14 protein-coding genes are annotated in these 15,420 nt (G+C 69.1%); 4 read left to right on the top strand and 10 right to left on the bottom strand.

Annotated features, from left to right (window positions below):
• Positions 1-12 precede the first annotated feature (12 nt).
• Genes MRBLWO14_RS17565 through MRBLWO14_RS17550 form a run of 4 tightly spaced genes read right to left on the bottom strand, consistent with a single transcriptional unit; the run spans position 13 to position 4,017 of the window.
• Complete coding sequence (locus MRBLWO14_RS17565; protein ID WP_341934344.1) at positions 13-945, bottom strand: 3-oxoacyl-[acyl-carrier-protein] synthase III C-terminal domain-containing protein; 933 nt, start codon at positions 943-945, stop codon at positions 13-15.
• Positions 942-2,234: a F390 synthetase-related protein gene (locus MRBLWO14_RS17560; RefSeq protein ID WP_341934342.1), complete on the bottom strand. Its 1,293-nt coding sequence runs from the start codon at positions 2,232-2,234 to the stop codon at positions 942-944. The genes MRBLWO14_RS17565 and MRBLWO14_RS17560 overlap by 4 nt, the downstream gene beginning before the upstream one ends.
• A complete protein-coding gene (locus MRBLWO14_RS17555) occupies positions 2,234-3,031 on the bottom strand; it encodes an MBL fold metallo-hydrolase (RefSeq protein ID WP_341934341.1) in 798 nt (265 codons plus the stop codon). The genes MRBLWO14_RS17560 and MRBLWO14_RS17555 overlap by 1 nt, the downstream gene beginning before the upstream one ends.
• On the bottom strand, positions 3,028-4,017 hold the full coding sequence (locus MRBLWO14_RS17550) for an NAD(P)-dependent oxidoreductase (RefSeq protein WP_341934340.1): 990 nt from the start codon (positions 4,015-4,017) through the stop codon (positions 3,028-3,030). The genes MRBLWO14_RS17555 and MRBLWO14_RS17550 overlap by 4 nt, the downstream gene beginning before the upstream one ends.
• 32 nt (positions 4,018-4,049) lie before the next feature.
• On the opposite strand from MRBLWO14_RS17550, the gene MRBLWO14_RS17545 reads away from it, so the two are divergent.
• Positions 4,050-5,297, top strand: a complete 1,248-nt coding sequence (locus MRBLWO14_RS17545; protein WP_341934339.1) for a glycosyltransferase — start codon at positions 4,050-4,052, stop codon at positions 5,295-5,297.
• On the opposite strand, the gene MRBLWO14_RS17540 is transcribed toward MRBLWO14_RS17545, so the two are convergent.
• Positions 5,251-7,371: a DNA topoisomerase IV subunit B gene (locus tag MRBLWO14_RS17540; RefSeq protein WP_341936230.1), complete on the bottom strand. Its 2,121-nt coding sequence runs from the start codon at positions 7,369-7,371 to the stop codon at positions 5,251-5,253. The genes MRBLWO14_RS17545 and MRBLWO14_RS17540 overlap by 47 nt on opposite strands.
• A 189-nt stretch (positions 7,372-7,560) precedes the next feature.
• Here MRBLWO14_RS17540 and MRBLWO14_RS17535 point away from each other — a divergent pair, with 189 nt between their 5' ends.
• Complete coding sequence (locus MRBLWO14_RS17535) at positions 7,561-7,779, top strand: hypothetical protein (RefSeq protein WP_096715398.1); 219 nt, start codon at positions 7,561-7,563, stop codon at positions 7,777-7,779.
• A gap of 72 nt (positions 7,780-7,851) precedes the next feature.
• Here the strand turns inward: MRBLWO14_RS17535 and MRBLWO14_RS17530 are convergent, their stop codons facing one another.
• Both MRBLWO14_RS17530 and MRBLWO14_RS17525 read right to left on the bottom strand, forming a co-directional pair.
• Positions 7,852-8,892 (bottom strand): alanine racemase, encoded by a 1,041-nt coding sequence (locus MRBLWO14_RS17530; RefSeq protein WP_341934338.1) that lies wholly within the window; start codon positions 8,890-8,892, stop codon positions 7,852-7,854.
• A complete protein-coding gene (locus MRBLWO14_RS17525; protein ID WP_341934337.1) occupies positions 8,889-9,596 on the bottom strand; it encodes an alanine racemase C-terminal domain-containing protein in 708 nt (235 codons plus the stop codon). The genes MRBLWO14_RS17530 and MRBLWO14_RS17525 overlap by 4 nt, the downstream gene beginning before the upstream one ends.
• A gap of 80 nt (positions 9,597-9,676) precedes the next feature.
• Between MRBLWO14_RS17525 and MRBLWO14_RS17520 the strand changes: the two genes are divergently transcribed.
• Positions 9,677-10,693 (top strand): sugar-transfer associated ATP-grasp domain-containing protein, encoded by a 1,017-nt coding sequence (locus MRBLWO14_RS17520; RefSeq protein ID WP_341934336.1) that lies wholly within the window; start codon positions 9,677-9,679, stop codon positions 10,691-10,693.
• A gap of 100 nt (positions 10,694-10,793) precedes the next feature.
• Here MRBLWO14_RS17520 and MRBLWO14_RS17515 read toward each other — a convergent pair whose 3' ends face one another.
• The 3 genes from MRBLWO14_RS17515 to MRBLWO14_RS17505 form a co-directional block, all read right to left on the bottom strand.
• Complete coding sequence (locus MRBLWO14_RS17515) at positions 10,794-11,486, bottom strand: coenzyme F420-0:L-glutamate ligase (RefSeq protein WP_341934335.1); 693 nt, start codon at positions 11,484-11,486, stop codon at positions 10,794-10,796.
• Positions 11,486-12,730 carry an RNA polymerase sigma factor gene (locus tag MRBLWO14_RS17510; protein WP_341934334.1) on the bottom strand — a complete coding sequence of 415 codons (1,245 nt, stop codon included), beginning with the start codon at positions 12,728-12,730 and terminating at the stop codon, positions 11,486-11,488. Before MRBLWO14_RS17510 ends, MRBLWO14_RS17515 begins: the two co-directional genes overlap by 1 nt.
• Before the next feature lie 167 nt (positions 12,731-12,897).
• Positions 12,898-13,839, bottom strand: coding sequence for a PAC2 family protein (locus tag MRBLWO14_RS17505; RefSeq protein ID WP_341934333.1), 942 nt, complete (start codon positions 13,837-13,839; stop codon positions 12,898-12,900).
• 105 nt (positions 13,840-13,944) lie between these two features.
• Here MRBLWO14_RS17505 and MRBLWO14_RS17500 point away from each other — a divergent pair, with 105 nt between their 5' ends.
• Entirely contained in the window at positions 13,945-15,417 is a 1,473-nt protein-coding gene (locus MRBLWO14_RS17500) for a leucyl aminopeptidase (RefSeq protein WP_341934332.1), read from the top strand.
• Positions 15,418-15,420 lie beyond the last annotated feature (3 nt).

Here is a 15,420-nt window from a genome sequence, read left to right as displayed (position 1 = left end):
CTGCCCGCTCCGTCAGAGACGAAGGGCGAGGACGTTCGCAGTGAGACCCGCGGCGGTACCGCAGAGGATCACGGTGTCGCCGCGGCCGACGCGCCCCGCATCGAGCGCCCGCGCGAGCATGAAAGGGACGGAGGCCGAGACCATGTTCCCGAAATCCGCGACCTCGTCGACTCGACGGTCGGCGGGGATGCCGAGTCTGTCGAGCATCGGTCCGAGGGCCGCGGAGGCCTGATGCGGCACCCACAGAGCGACGTCGTCATGCGCGACGCCCGATCGCTCGTGGAACGCCGCGAAGAACTCGGGCAGCACGCGCATCATCGCGAGCAGCGCACGCCTGCCGTCCATGTCGAAGAGGTAGTCCGCGGGGTCGGCGTCCGCATAGACCTGCGCCGGGGAACGCGACAGGCCACCGCGGATCTCGGTGTCGTGCGCAGAGGCCGGCCAGGTGCGCTGGGCGCTCGCGATCACGCCTCGCTGAGGATCAGATGAGCGCTTCAGCACGACGGCGGCGCCGGCGTCGCTGAAGAGCTCGTAGCTCTCGCGCTGGTCGGGGTTGAGAAACCGGGACCCGACATCGCCCGAGACGATGAGGATGGTCTCCGCATCCCCCGCCTCGAGGTATCGCGAGGCGACGTCGAGCGCCGTGATGAAACTGGTGCAGGTCGAGTTCACGTCGAACGCGGCAGCATGGCCGGTGAGGGTGAGGCGTTCCAGCACGAGTGCGGCCGTACAGGGAATGGGCTGGACCCCGGCAGCGGACGCCCCGAGAACCAGGTCGATCTCGTCCGGGGCGACGGACGCCCTCGCCAGTGCGCGCTCGGCGGCGTCGACGAGCATGTCGAGGTGCGACAGGTCGTCGACGATGCGATATCGCACCTCGTCTCCGAATCGCACGATCCGGTCGGGCAGCGACGTGCCCCAGCCGACGATCTCGCAGCTCCTCATGGTCTTCCTTCCCCCCAGTCGCGCACCACTCGGCGCAGCTTCACCGACGCGTCGTGCGTATACGGTACGAACACGACTTCCGGTCGTTCACAGCCCAGCCGGTCCGCCAGTCCGGCGACCTCCGCGCCGACGCTGCGGCGCGATCGATCATCCACCACGTCGAGCGCGATCTCGAGGCGCGAAGCGGCGGTCTGCACGACCCGGTACTCGTCGAATCCGTCCGCGAAGAGCAGCGCCCTGGCCACGACGTCGGCGAACACGGGCACCGGGCGTCCGTCCGAGCCTCGGAAGAGAAGGGTGTCGCCCTCGCGACCCTCGATGCGGTCGATGGCCGCGAGGGCGCTGCCGCACGCGCACGGTTCGCTCTTCGCTCGCAGCACATCGCCGAGGCGGTAGCGCACGATCGGCTGCGCGCGACGACGCAGATCGGTCACGATCGGGACGAAGCGCTCCGCATCCAGTGCCTCCCGCTCGAACAGCACCGAGTCCTCGTTCAGATGGATGACACCGCGTTCGCAGGTGTGGGCGAGGAACCCCTCGGTGCACTGATAGAGCTGATGCAGGAGCGGCTGCCCGAGAGCCGCACGGATCCGGTCGGCGTCGGCGAGCTCGAGCACCTCCGCGACCGCGTAGACCTTCTTCGGTACGACGTCGAAGTCCCCTGTTTCCGCTGCCTTCGCGATCACGCGCAGCACGGAGGGCGGCGCGACGAGGATGGTCGGTCGGTACTCCTGCAGCCGCGCGACGTTCTCGGACATGTCCGCGTAGACGTCGAAGTAGCGGAAGGAGACAGCGCGCGATCCCACGGATTCGTACAGGGAGTTGTCCGCGCGGAGGAAGAGCGCGATGCGATGCCCGAGCAGGTCGCCCCGGGGCAGCGTGCGAGCGAGCACGGTGCCCACCCAGGCGTCACGTTCTGCGGGGCTCACCACGAAGAGTCCGCGATGACCGCTCGTGCCGCTGGAGAGTCCGACCGAGTTGGCCCCCAGATCGGCGTCGAAGTCTCGCGAGCGCTCGTTCGCGATCGCGAGCTCCAGCGCCTGCTCCTTGTTCGCTCCGACGGTGTTCATGCGATCGAACTGCGCCATCATGATGCGCTTGTCCATCAGCGGGAGCCGGTCGAACTCGGCGTCGGCGAGCAGTTCTCGGAAGTACGGCGACCGCCGTCGGAGGAACCGGACGTGTCGCCGCAGCAGACGACGCTGACGGCGCGCGACCGCCCGACGCGAGCGCAGCGGTCTGAACCAGCGCACGGCAGCGAACTCTCTCAGGATGCGGAGGGTCGACATCAGCTCAGCAGGTCTCTCTCGCGGACGGGATCATGACTGCACACGACACGGACGCCGGCATCGGCGAGGAGGGAGACGGTGTGCGCCGTGCGGAGATACGCGTCGGCGTCGAACTGCACCGCCCGCGGCACCGCGCGCAGACGCTGCACCTCCTCGAGCAGGTCGCTCCCCCACGCGGCGTCCCCCGCGAGCAGCACCCTGTCATCGACGAGCGCTCCCAGGTGCCCGTCGGCGTGGCCGGGGAGATCGACGATGAGATAGCCGCCGTCACCGAACAGATCGACCGCTGCGACCTCGACACCGCGGACGGTCCGGAGCGAGAACTCCTCGTCGCGGAGAACACGCATGGCGGTGTCGCCGAACCACTCGGGCAGCAGACCGGTCAGGATGCCGCTGCGCAGTGTCGGAGCGGCGAGCGTGCGCTGCAGCCCCTCGCTCAGGACGAACGTCGCACCGGGGAATCGGCGGACGCCGCCCACGTGGTCGGGATGCAGATGGGACAGAACGACGTGCGTCACCGATGCCGGGTCGACACCGTCCTGACGCAACCGGGAAGCCACATCGTCCTCGTCGTCGACGTGCGGCGGCAGGAGCCTCCGATACACGGCGCCACGCCAGCCGGTCCGCCATTCCCCGGTGGCGTAGCCCGTGTCGAACAGGACGCGTCGGCCGTCCGCGCCGTCGTAGAGGAAGACCCCGGACGGGAATCGACGCCGCTCACGGGGTGCGCCATGGAACATCGACGCCAGGTCATGCGACGTGCTGCCGCAGGCGTAGTGCCGCAGACGGCGGTTCATCCGTGACCCCGCAGGTCGGCGGCGACCGCCGCGAGGGCATCGTCCAGCGTGACGGTCGGTGCGTAGCCGAGATCCCGCACGGCACGGGAGATGTCGAGCGTCTGCGTGTAGGCGATCGTGCTCAGCGTGTACCGGGTCAGTGGCGGCTCCGGGCTTCCGGGGAGCGCGCGGCAGAGGGCTTCGAGGGAGGCGGCCGCCGCCCAGGCGACCCGTCGGTTCGCGGAGCGGAACCGGGGCTGCTCCCCCATGAGCGTGAGCAGTCGTTCGAGGAGATCTCGGAACGGCCGGGGCTCCCCGTTCGTGATGTTGTAGACGCCTCCGGCCGCATCGCCCGCGGCCAGGGCCAGCCGAAGCGCCGCCGCGACGTTCTGCACGGCGGTGATGTCGATGAGGTTCGCTCCTCCGCCGAAGAGCGGCACCCCGATCCGGGCGTGCACGTCGAGCAGTCGAGGGACCAGGCTGGGGTCGCCGACGCCGATGAGTCCTCGCGGACGCACGATCACGAGCTCGGGCAGCGCGCCACGACGCCGCGCCTCCTGCAGCAGTCCCTCGGCGGCGATCTTCGAGCGGATGTAGCCGTTCAGACGGTTTCCCGTGGCGACGTCGTCCTCGACGATGCCCACCCGGTCACGCGCGGCGGCGTAGACGCTCGGCGACGATACGTGAACGACCCGTCGTACCCCGTTGCGCCGGGCGAAATCCGCCACGTGCGCGGTGCCGACGACGTTCGCCTCGCGGAAGTCCGCCCACCGCCCCCACGGCGTCGACAGCGCAGCACAGTGGATGACGGCATCCACCGGCAGTTCCCGCGATCTCAGCGAAGCGAGATCTCCCGGCACGCGATGGCGGTCATCGACGAGTTCGCCGAGCCGCGCCGTGTTCCGTCCGGCGGCGAACACCTCGAACCCGTGATCCTGCAGATCGCGCACGACGTGGCCGCCGAGGAACCCCGTCGCCCCCGTCACCAGCACACGGGCTCCGGACATGACCCTCACCCTAGCGGCCCTATTGTGGTCGAGTGCGCATCGCCATGGTGACCGACTACTACCTGCCGACACTCGGCGGCGTGCAGACCGTCATCAAGGCCCATCGTGAGGCTCTGGAGCAGGCGGGCCACGAGGTCTTCGTGCTCGCGCCCCTGGCGGCCGCGAGCACGGACCCCCGGATCATCCGGCTTCCGACGGCTCGCGGATTCGCACCGGACGGATACCCGTTCACATGGCCGCCCACCGCGGCGGCGACCGCCGTGCGCGACGCTCTGCGCGACCTCCGCGTGGACGTGGTCCACGTGCACACCGAGATGTTCGCCGCGCTGGCGGGGTTCGAGGCGGCGCAGGATCTCGGCGTCCCCGTCGTGCAGACGATGCACGGTCGCATCGACGTGTACACGCGCTCCGTGCTGCCCCTGCCGTCTGTCACGACCGCGCTGCTCGCGGCCCTGCATCGCCGCCGGATGCCGCACGACCGCGCGGCGATCGATGCGGGAGCACCGTACGCCCGCACACGCCAGGCCAGGCGCATGTGGCGTCTGATGGCGAGTCAGGCCAATCACGCCGACCACGTCATCGTCCCGTCCGCGCACTTCGCCGAGAAGCTCGTCGCGCAGGGCGTCAGCACGCCGCTGACCGTACTCTCCAACGGGCTCGAGGACACGGTTCTGGATGCCGTCGGCGCGCCCGCCGTCCGCGAGCCCGCTGCCGACGGGCCTCTGCGGGTGATGTGGTGCGGTCGTCTGTCGCCGGAGAAGCGTCCGGACGTGTTCGTCGAGGCCGTCCGGACGACGCCAGGCATCGTGGCGCACATGTTCGGCGACGGAATCGCCCGAGCGTCGGTGGCGCGCTCAGCCGCCCGCCTCGACGACGACCGTCTGACGGTTCACGGCGCCGCGCCCCAGTCCCTGGTCCTGGAAGCCATGCGCGATGCGCACGTGCTGGTCTCCAGCTCGCTCGACTTCGACAATCAGCCGATGGTGATCCTCGAAGCCGTCGCATCCGGTCTCCCCGTCATCGTCACCGACCCCGACCTCGTCGAGACGTTTCCGGCGGGCGCGGGAATCGTCACCGAGACACCGGATGCCGCGGGACTGAGCGCCGCGCTCTCGGCGCTTCGCGACGATCCGACTCGGATCACCGCGCTGAGCCGCGCAGCCGTCGCGCAGCGCGAGAGCGTGGCGCAGACCACGCACCGCGACGCGCTGGTCGAGGTCTACCGGTCCGCGATCAGGCGTCGATCGACTCGCGAGACAGCCGATCCGACGAGTCGATGATGAACTCGCGCCGTGGTGCGACCTCGTTGCCCATTAGCAGCTCGAACACGCGTCCGGCGGCCTCGGCATCCTCCATGCGCACCCGGCGCAACAGCCGTCCGCCGCGATCCATGGTCGTCGACGCCAGCTGCTCGGCATCCATCTCGCCGAGGCCCTTGTAGCGCTGGATCGGTTCGTGCCACCGCTTGCCCGCCTTGCGGAGCTTGGCGAGGAGCGCGTGCATCTCCTGCTCGCTGTAGGTGTAGATCGTCTCGTTCGGCTTCGAGCCGGGATTGATGACGATCACGCGGTGCAGCGGCGGCACCGCCGCGAAGACGCGGCCGTGCTCGATGAGCGGTCGCATGTAGCGGTAGAACAGCGTCAGGAGCAGGGTGCGGATGTGCGCGCCGTCGACGTCGGCGTCGCTCATCAGGATGATCTTGCCGTAGCGCGCGGCGTCGATGTCGAAGCTCCGGCCCGATCCGGCGCCGATGACCTGGATGATCGACGCGCACTCGGTGTTCGACAGCATGTCGCCCACCGATGCCTTCTGCACGTTGAGGATCTTTCCGCGGATCGGCAGCAGCGCCTGGAACTCGCTGTTCCGCGCGTTCTTCGCGGTTCCGAGAGCCGAGTCGCCTTCGACGATGAACAGCTCGCTGCGCTCCACGTCGTTCGTGCGGCAGTCGACGAGTTTGGTCGGCAGGGTCGAGGACTCGAGGGCGTTCTTGCGTCGCTGCGTCTCCTTGTGAGCACGGGCCGAGACGCGCGCCTTCATCTCCGCGACGATCTTGTCGAGCAACTGCGTGGCCTGGCTCTTGTCGTCGCGCTTGGTCGACGAGAAGCGTGCCGCGAGGTCCTTGCGGATCACCTGTGCCACGATCTGACGGACCGCCGGCGTGCCGAGCACCTCTTTGGTCTGTCCTTCGAACTGCGGCTCGGGGACGTTCACGGTGAGCACCGCGGTGAGTCCGGCGAGCACGTCGTCCTTCTCCAGCTTGTCGTTGCTGCCCACCTTGAGCCGACGCGCGTTCTGCTCGACCTGAGCGCGCAGCGCCTTGAGCAGCTCCTGCTCGAAACCCTGCTGGTGCGTGCCGCCCTTGGGCGTGGAGATGATGTTGACGAAGGAGCGGGTGATCGTGTCATAGCCGGTGCCCCAGCGCATCGCGATGTCGACCGCGCACACGCGCTCGACCTCGGTCGCGACCATGTGCCCGTCGGCCTGCAGCACGGGCACGGTCTCGGTGAACGTGCCCTCGCCCTGGATGCGCCAGGTGTCGGTGACCGGCGCATCGGTCGCGAGGTACTCGACGAACTCCGAGATGCCTCCCTCGTACAGGTACGACGTCTCGTTCACGGTCGCCTCGGGGGCGCTCTCTCCCTCGACGGGAGTACCGGCGGCACGGCCGTCGCGCACGACGATCTCGAGGCCGGGCACGAGGAACGCCGTCTGGCGGGCACGCGTCTCGAGCTCGCCCAGCTGGAACGCCGCATCCTTCGTGAAGATCTGCCGGTCGGCCCAGTAGCGCACACGCGTTCCGGTGACGCCGCGCGGGACCTTCCCGATGACCCGCAGCTCGCTCTTCTGCTCGAACGGGGTGAAGGGGGCGTCGGGGCGCTTCTCCCCCTTGTCGGCGAAGATGCCTGGCTCGCCGCGGTGGAACGACATCGCATACGTCTTGCCGCCTCGGTCGACCTCGACGTCGAGACGCTCCGAGAGCGCGTTCACGACGGATGCGCCGACACCGTGCAGACCGCCGGATGCCGCGTACGAGCCGCCGCCGAACTTCCCGCCCGCGTGCAGCTTCGTGTAGACGACCTCGACGCCGGTCAGTCCGGTGCGGGGCTCGACGTCGACGGGGATGCCGCGGCCCCGGTCGTGAACCTCGACGCTGCCGTCGTCATGGAGGATCAGGTCGATCTTGGACCCGTTCCCGGCGACGGCCTCGTCGACGGCGTTGTCGATGATCTCCCACAGACAGTGCATGAGACCCGGGGAGCCGTTCGACCCGATGTACATGCCAGGGCGCTTGCGGACGGCCTCGAGGCCTTCGAGCACCTGGAGATGATGGGCGGAATACTCGGCGGTCACAATCTCCGATTCTATTCTCGGGGGCGGACACGGGCCGCTCGACACTCCCCATACACGACCACTCCGCGTCCAGTCCACGACCGGCGCGTACGCTCCGAGCGAAACACGCCGTCAACCGGGCATGCATACAGGTGCAGCGTGGTTGTATTGATCACGCCCACCAGCGAACCCGACACCTAGGAGGCACCGAAGATGAACGCAACGACCGAACGTGAGACCTCCGCCGTCGAGTTCCGCCTGACCGCCATGGATCGATGCGATTCCTGCGGCGCTCAGGCCTACATCGCGGCCGAGGTCAACGGCTCCGAACTTCTCTTCTGCGCGCACCACGGCCGCAAGTACGAGGAGAAGCTCCGCAGCGTCGCCACCAGCTGGCACGACGAGACCTCGCGTCTCATCGACGCCGTCTGATCCGCCGACCCCGCACGAGTCGACACGGAGCCCGTCCTGTGACGGGCTCCTTCTGTCTGCCCCGGCACCCCTTCACTTCACGACGACTCGGCGGATGCGAGAGGTCAGGCGTGTGAGGATCTCCTCGCCGACCGTGTCGATCCGCTCCGCCAGGGTCGTCGCACTCGACTCCCCATGGTCGCCTGCGCCGAAGATCCAGACCGGGTCGCCCTCGGCCGCGCCGGGCCAGGCCGAGACGATCGAGCTCGTCTCGCCGACGCGCACGAGAGTGCGCGCCCCGGCGGGTGTGCCGATCGCCGAACCGGCGAGCAGCGACGGGATGCCGTCGAAGGACCCGATCGCGACAGTGACCTCGTCACCGCGCACCTCCGTCACCGTCGCGACCAGCTCGGCGATGGGGGCGATGCCCTCGAGGTCAGGTCCGTCGGCGGAGCGGATGCCGTAGCAGAACGCGCCGATGCGCGACACCGTGCCCCGCAGCTCCGGCCGCCACCAGGAAGCGGCCGATGCCGTCAGATGCAGCGCGTCCGGAACCTCGCCGGACCGACCGCTGATCTCGACGGCATGCAGGAATTCTCGGCGAGCGTCGTCGTCCTCCTCGTCGCTGGCCTCCGCGAGGTGGCTCCAGATGCCGACGAGCGCCACCGCTCCGTCGGACTCCGCGCGGCGGACGTCCGCGATGGTCTGCTCCCACTCCTCCGGCAGCATGCCGTTGCGATGCAGTCCGGTGTCGATCTTCAGGTGGATGCGCGCGCGGATGCCGAGCGCTGTCGCCCGCGCGATGACCGCCGACAGGTACTCCGTCGAACCGACACCGAGGTCGATGTCGTGGCGGAGCGCCTCGTCGATCTCGTCGTCGATCGACGTCACCCACGCGAAGATGCGACCGTGCTTGCCGAGGATCTCCCGCACCCGTACCCCACTGCACACGTCGTACGCGCCGTACCAGTCGACTCCGGCGGCGAGACCGGTCTCCACGGCCCAGGTCAGCCCGTGCCCGTATGCGTCGTCCTTCAGCACCATCATGAGCTCGGACGGGGCGATGCGGTCGCGCACCGCAGCGATGTTCCACGCCAGGCGGTCGGTCGAGAGTCGCAGCTCCGGACGACTCATGCCTCCCACCTCCGGCCCGCGTGCGCACCGGCGACCGCGATCAGCTCCCCCGCCGACAGGCCCGTGACGGATCTCCACCGGGCCAGGTTGGGACCTGCGGGCCCCGAGCCGCCGAAGTAGGTCACCTCATCGCCGGTCGCGGCCCCGTCCGTGTTCCCCACGTCGACGACGCAGACGTCCATCGCGACGCGCCCGATGATGGGACGCATGGTGCCGCGTACCTCGACGTGCGCCGCGTTCCCGAGCGCTCGCACGATCCCCTGCGCGTATCCGCCGGCGACGAGAGCGGCCGTGGTGTCGGACGCCGCGCGATGGGTGTAGCCGTATGACACGGCGTCCCCCGCCTTGAGCGGCTTGGTCGAGAGCACGCGCGCCACGAAGCGCATCACGGGCCGTGTGCGCAGAGCGCCGTCCTCGTCGGGAAGCCCGTAGAGCAGACCAGCGTCGATGTCGACGCCGCCCGACGTGACAGCCTCGATGCCCTCGAGAGCCAAGGCCTGCACCTCCGCCTCGGAATCCACCAGCATGGCCGCGCCGCCGGCAGCCGCCACGGCATGGGCGACCCCGACGATCCCGTGACCCCAGGCATCGCGCCGCAGATCGGCGACGCGCCCTCCCCGCGACACGGCCTCCGAGGCTGCCGCCGTCAACGCCGATCGGGAGATCACGGCCTGCGGGAGGGAGCTGGAAGTCGAGTCACGCACCCATCCAGCCTAACTCCGGGCTGCCAGGTTGCCGGGTGGCCCGCCCGTAGACTGGAAGCGACCGAAGAACTTGGAGATCCATGTCGCGCTTTTCCCCCGTGCCCCGTGTCCGCTACCTGCTGGAGCGTGCGCGCCGCATCGACGTCGGCTCCGTGCTCGAGCGCGCGAAGGAGGCCTCCGCGCAGCACGGCAAGGCCCTGCCGCTCGTGGTGGTCGACATGCTCTGGTCCGCCGGACGCCACAACGTCGGGTTCCAGGACTACATCGACTACGACTTCGCAATCCTCACCAAGGCCGAGCGCGACACGTACATGACGCACCCGGTCTCGAATCAGATCTCTCAGCAGTACGACCACCCCGACTACCGCCACCTGTTCCACGACAAGGCGGAGTTCAACGGGAAGTTCGATGCTCTCCTGAAGCGCGAGTGGATGCTGATCACCGAGGGCAACGCCGACGAGCTCCGGGCCTTCGCCGAACGCCAGGGCACGATCGTCGTGAAGGAGACCCACGGTCAGGCCGGCACGGGCGTGCACCGCTACCACGCCGCCGACGTCACCGACTGGGACGCCTTCCACGCCGAGCTGCTGTCGAAGAAGCAGGTGCTCGTCGAGGAGGTCATCCGTCAGCACGCCGACCTGGCAGCCGTCTGCCCCGGAACCGTCAACACGACTCGCGTCACCGCCTTCTTCGACGGAGAGAAGACGCACATCCTGGCCATCGCGCAGAAGTTCGGCCGCGGCGCCGTCAGCGACCAGATGAGCTTCGGCGGCTTCTACACGATGCTCGACGACGACGGCCACGCCGTCGGCCCCGGCTACGACTCCCACGGTCACGTGCACATCACGCACCCCGACTCGGGTTTCGTGATCGCGGACTTCCAGCTGCCCATGATGGACCAGGTGCGCGCCTTCGTCGACCAGGCGGCCCGCGTCGTCCCGCAGGTGCAGTACGTCGGATGGGACGTCGTCGTCACTCCGGATGGCCCCGTGCTCGTCGAGGGCAACTGGGGGGCCGGCGTCTACGAGAACAAGCCCAGCGTCACCGGCATCCGCACCGGACACAAGCCCCGCTACCGCGCGGCGATCGGATTCTGACCCGACCACCTGCCTCGGACACGACGAAGGCCCGGATGCCGAGCATCCGGGCCTTCGTCGTGTGCTGCCTGTCGGCGAGCGGGTTCTCGCGACTCGGTCGTCAGACCGCCCTGACGATGCCCATGGGTGTGGACTGCCGGGCCTGCCCCAGCGGGTTGTCGCCGAGGATCTGCACGAGGCGGCGCTCACCGGCCTTGTCGAGCGTCGATCCGAGGATGTTCCCGCCGATGTCGTTGATGTCGACCACCGCGACGTCGACGGCGCCCCCGACGAGCTTCTGCAGTCGCTGGGCCACCTCGCGGGGATTCTTCGGGCCGAGCACGACCGCCTCGTTGTACGGAGGGATCGTGTTCTTGGTCGGACCGTCGATCGCGCGCGCCTTGTCGCCGGCGACCCGATAGAAGTCGCCGCGTCGGCCGAAGGCCTTCGTCACGACCGAGACGCCAGCCGCGAAGAGGATGCGCAACGTGCCGCACTCGCGGAGCGCCATCTCCATCGTCTCCGGCATGCCGAGGCCGATGCCGTAGGACGTCCGCACCACGTACCGTGACAGGAACCGGGCCAGCGGGCGCGGCGTGATCTCGTCGAGGCGGTACGAGCGGCCCTGCGTGATCGCGACGATCTTCTCGGTCACGAACAGCAGGTCGCCCGGCTGCACGGCGTCCTTCGCGTACTCGGTCACGATGGCGTCGAGATCGTCGTCGGGCATCACCACGCGGGTCTTGAGCGGGATGCGGGCGTACTTCTTCCCGTCGACGCTCGCTTCGAGCGCCTTGCCGTCGTTCGCCTGCATCACTCGAGGTAGTCCCGCAGCGACTGCGACCGGCTCGGGTGGCGCAGCTTCGCCATGGTCTTCGACTCGATCTGACGGATCCGCTCGCGGGTCACGCCGAAGGTGTCGCCGATCTGGTCGAGCGTCTTCGGCTGTCCGTCGCCGAGGCCGAAGCGCATGCGGATCACGCCCGCCTCGCGCTCGGACAGCGAATCGAGCAGCTGCTCGAGCTGACGCTGCAGCATCGTGAAGCCCACCGCGTCGGCCGGAACGACCGCTTCGGTGTCCTCGATCAGGTCGCCGAACTCGCTGTCGCCGTCCTCGCCGAGCGGGGTGTGCAGGGAGATCGGCTCTCGGCCGTACTTCTGCACCTCGATGACCTTCTCGGGCGTCATGTCGAGCTCGCGGCTGAGCTCCTCGGGAGTGGGCTCGCGGCCCAGGTCCTGGAGCATCTGCCGCTGCACACGGGCGAGCTTGTTGATGACCTCGACCATGTGCACCGGGATGCGGATGGTGCGGGCCTGGTCGGCCATGGCGCGCGTGATCGCCTGACGGATCCACCAGGTCGCGTACGTCGAGAACTTGAAGCCCTTGGTGTAGTCGAACTTCTCGACGGCGCGGATGAGACCGAGGTTGCCCTCCTGGATCAGATCCAGGAACTGCATGCCACGGCCGGTGTAGCGCTTAGCGAGCGAGACGACGAGTCGGAGGTTGGCGCCGAGCAGGTGGCTCTTGGCGCGCTGGCCGTCACGGGCGACCCACTGCAGGTCGAGTCCGAGCTGACCGGCCTTCTCGGCGGGCGACATCGCGGAGAGCTTCTCCTCCGCGAACAGACCTGCCTCGATGCGCATCGCGAGCTCGACCTCTTCGGCCGCGTTCAGGAGCGCGACCTTGCCGATCTGCTTCAGGTAGTCCTTGACCGGGTCGGCCGTCGCACCGGTGATCTGCGTGGAGTAGACCGGCACGTCCTCGTCGTCGTTCGACGAGATGACGATCGCGCCGGTCGGCAGCGGCTCGGTGAACTTCGGCTTCGAGTCCTCTTCGTCCTCGTCCGCCTCGTCGGTCGCGCCGGCGACGGGGGCCTCGTCCTCTTCGACGATGTCGTCCGACTTCTTCTTCTTCGCGGGGGCGCGCTTGGCAGCGGCGCGCTGTGCGGCGGTCTTGGGCGCCGGCTTCTCGGCCGCCGTCTCCTCGACCTGGGCGTCGACCTCGGGAGTCTCGGCGCTCTTCTTCGTCCGGGTTTTCTTGGTCGTGGCAGGAGTCACGTTTCGCCTTTCACGGGGCCGCTGGCAGCCCCGGGCCATTTCGGACACTAGTAAGACCCTTGTCAAGTCCGATCTCCGAAAAGATCGATTGACAACGGGTCAGACTCCTAGTATCGCACACGTGAGGGGATGCGGATGCATTCCGGCGAACTCCGTCGACGCGAGGGTCAGCCGCGCCCGTTCTTGTCGTCGTCGCCGGTCGGGCGCGAGGCCAGATAGCGCTCGAGCTCGGCCGCCAGCTCGTCGGCGCTCGGCAGGTCGCGCTCGTTGAACCCACCCTCGTCGTACGAGTCGTCCTCGGGATCACGGCCGGCCATGTACGCGTCGTAGCGCCGCTCGAGGCCGTGCACCATCTGCTGCAGCTCGTCGTTGCCCGCGACCTGCTCGTCGACGCGTGACAGGTAGTCCTCGCGGCGCTCCTGCACCTCGTCGAGCATGATGACGAGGCCCGTGGCGGCCATGAGACGCTCGGCGGCCGCGATGACGGCATCCGGGTTCTCGGTCTCCGCGAGGTAGTGCGGCACGAGCAGGACGAATCCGACGACGCGGTCGCCGTGCTCGGCGAACCGGAACTCGAGGAGATGGCCCGCAGTCGCGGGCACCTGGGTGCGCGGACGCCAGACCGAATGGGCGACGGTGAGCTCCCGGCGGTTGCCGCTGACGGTCGTGCCGATGGGGCGCGTGTGCGGGACCGGCATCGCGATCGAATGCACCCAGCTCAGTCCGGAGACCTCGAACTCGGCGGCCAGGTCGAGCACCGTGCGAGCGAACTGGTTCCAGGCGAAGTCGGGCTCGTAGCCGGCGAGGAGCAGGAACTTCTGCCCCAGGGCGTCGGTGGCGAGGGACAGCTCCAGGCGCGCGGGGCGGAACTCGGTCAGGTGATCCTGATCGAAGGCGATCACCGGCCGACGAGCGCGGTAGTCGAGCAGCACGTCGTTGTCGAAGACGGCGATCGGCTGCGGCGAGGTGGTCTCGCGAAGGTGCTCGATGAGTCCGGAGACCGCGTTGCCCGCGTCGGTGAAACCGGTCAGCAGCAGCACCAGAGGAAGCCCGCGCGGCACCGCCGGCGCGTTCGCGACACGTTCGTGGATCTCTCCGGAGAAGGGCATGTGTCCATGCTACGAGCACCCGCGCACGCCGGGGCTGAGCGCGTCATGCTCACAGCGAACACGCCGATCACGACCTCCGCCGAGCACGATCCCTAGGATGGAGGCATGACGCTTCCCGCGCTCTCGCGCACTTCAGAACAGTTCCCCGGAAGCGCTGCAGACGCCGCAGTGCTCGTCATCTCCGAGATCTCGGAATCCGGCGAAGACCTCGCCCCGTACCCGGGTCTCGCAGACGCCCTGAAGGGCGTCGGCTTCACCGGATCCTCGTCGGCGTTCGCCAGGGTCTACGCGCCCGAGGTGACGACGCTGCCGCTCGCCGTCGTCGGGGCCGGGTCCGACCCGGACTCCGCCGCCGTCCGCAACGCGGTCGGCACGGCGCTGCGCGGCCTCACCGGCTTCGAGACCGTCTCGGTCGGACTCGCGCCGGGCCTCGCGCAGCACGCGCAGGCGGCAGCGGAGGGCGCCGTCCTCGGCGGCTACCGCTTCGACAGCTACAAGACCGACAAGGGCAAGAGCCGGGCGTCGTCGGTGCTGCTGCACGCAGACCTCGACGAGGAGGCCGTCGCGAAGGCGGTGGCCGTGGGAGACGCGGTCGCGCTCGTCAAGGACCTCGTCAACGTGCCGGCGGAATGGCAGAGCCCCGCACAGCTCGCGCAGAGCGCGGCCGACAGCGTCGCCGACCTCGACGTGGACGTCGAGATCCTCGACGAGGACGCCCTGACCGAGCAGGGCTTCGGCGGGCTCCTCGGCGTCGCGCAGGGGTCGGACCGCCCGCCGCGCCTCGTCCGTCTCGACTACGCTCCGGCGGATGCAGCGCGGCACATCGCACTGGTGGGCAAGGGCATCACGTTCGACACCGGAGGACTCTCGCTCAAGCCGGCCGCGTCGATGGTCGGCATGAAGTTCGACATGGCGGGTGCGGCCACGAGCCTCGCCGCACTGCGCGCGATCGCGACGCTCGGTCTCCCGGTGCGCGTCACGGCCTGGCTCTGCATCACCGACAACATGCCGTCGGGACGCGCGCTGCGCCCCGGCGACGTTCTCCGCATGCTCGACGGCACGTCCGTCGAAGTCCCCAACACGGATGCCGAGGGCCGCCTCGTGATGGCCGACGGCCTCGTCGCCGCGAGCCGCGAGAACCCGGACGTCATCATCGACGTCGCAACCCTCACCGGCGCGATCGTCATGGCCCTCGGGCATCGCCACACGGGCGTGTTCGGCGACGACGATGCGGTCGCGGAACTGCTCGCCGCCTCCGAGTCGGTCGGGGAGCTCGCATGGCACATGCCGCTCCCCGACTACATGGAGGACTCGCTCGACTCCCCCATCGCCGACATGCAGAACGCCAACATGGGCGACCGCATGGGCGGCGCGTCCTACGCCGGACTCTTCCTGCGCCGCTTCGTCGGCCGTGTGTCCGACGAGGACGGAGCACCCCGCATCCCCTGGGTGCATCTCGACATCGCCGGCTCCGGCGAGCACGGCGGAGCCCCCTACGGCTTCACCGAGAAGGGCCCAACGGGGGCGATGGTCCGATCGATCGTCGCCTTCGCCGACGCATCCCACACGGAGGCATGACCA

The sequence above is a fragment of the Microbacterium sp. LWO14-1.2 genome (assembly GCF_038397715.1).
Taxonomy (GTDB): Bacteria; Actinomycetota; Actinomycetes; order Actinomycetales; family Microbacteriaceae; genus Microbacterium.
The sequence above is the reverse complement of the archived record's forward strand: the minus strand, read 5'-3'. Positions and strand labels throughout refer to the sequence as shown.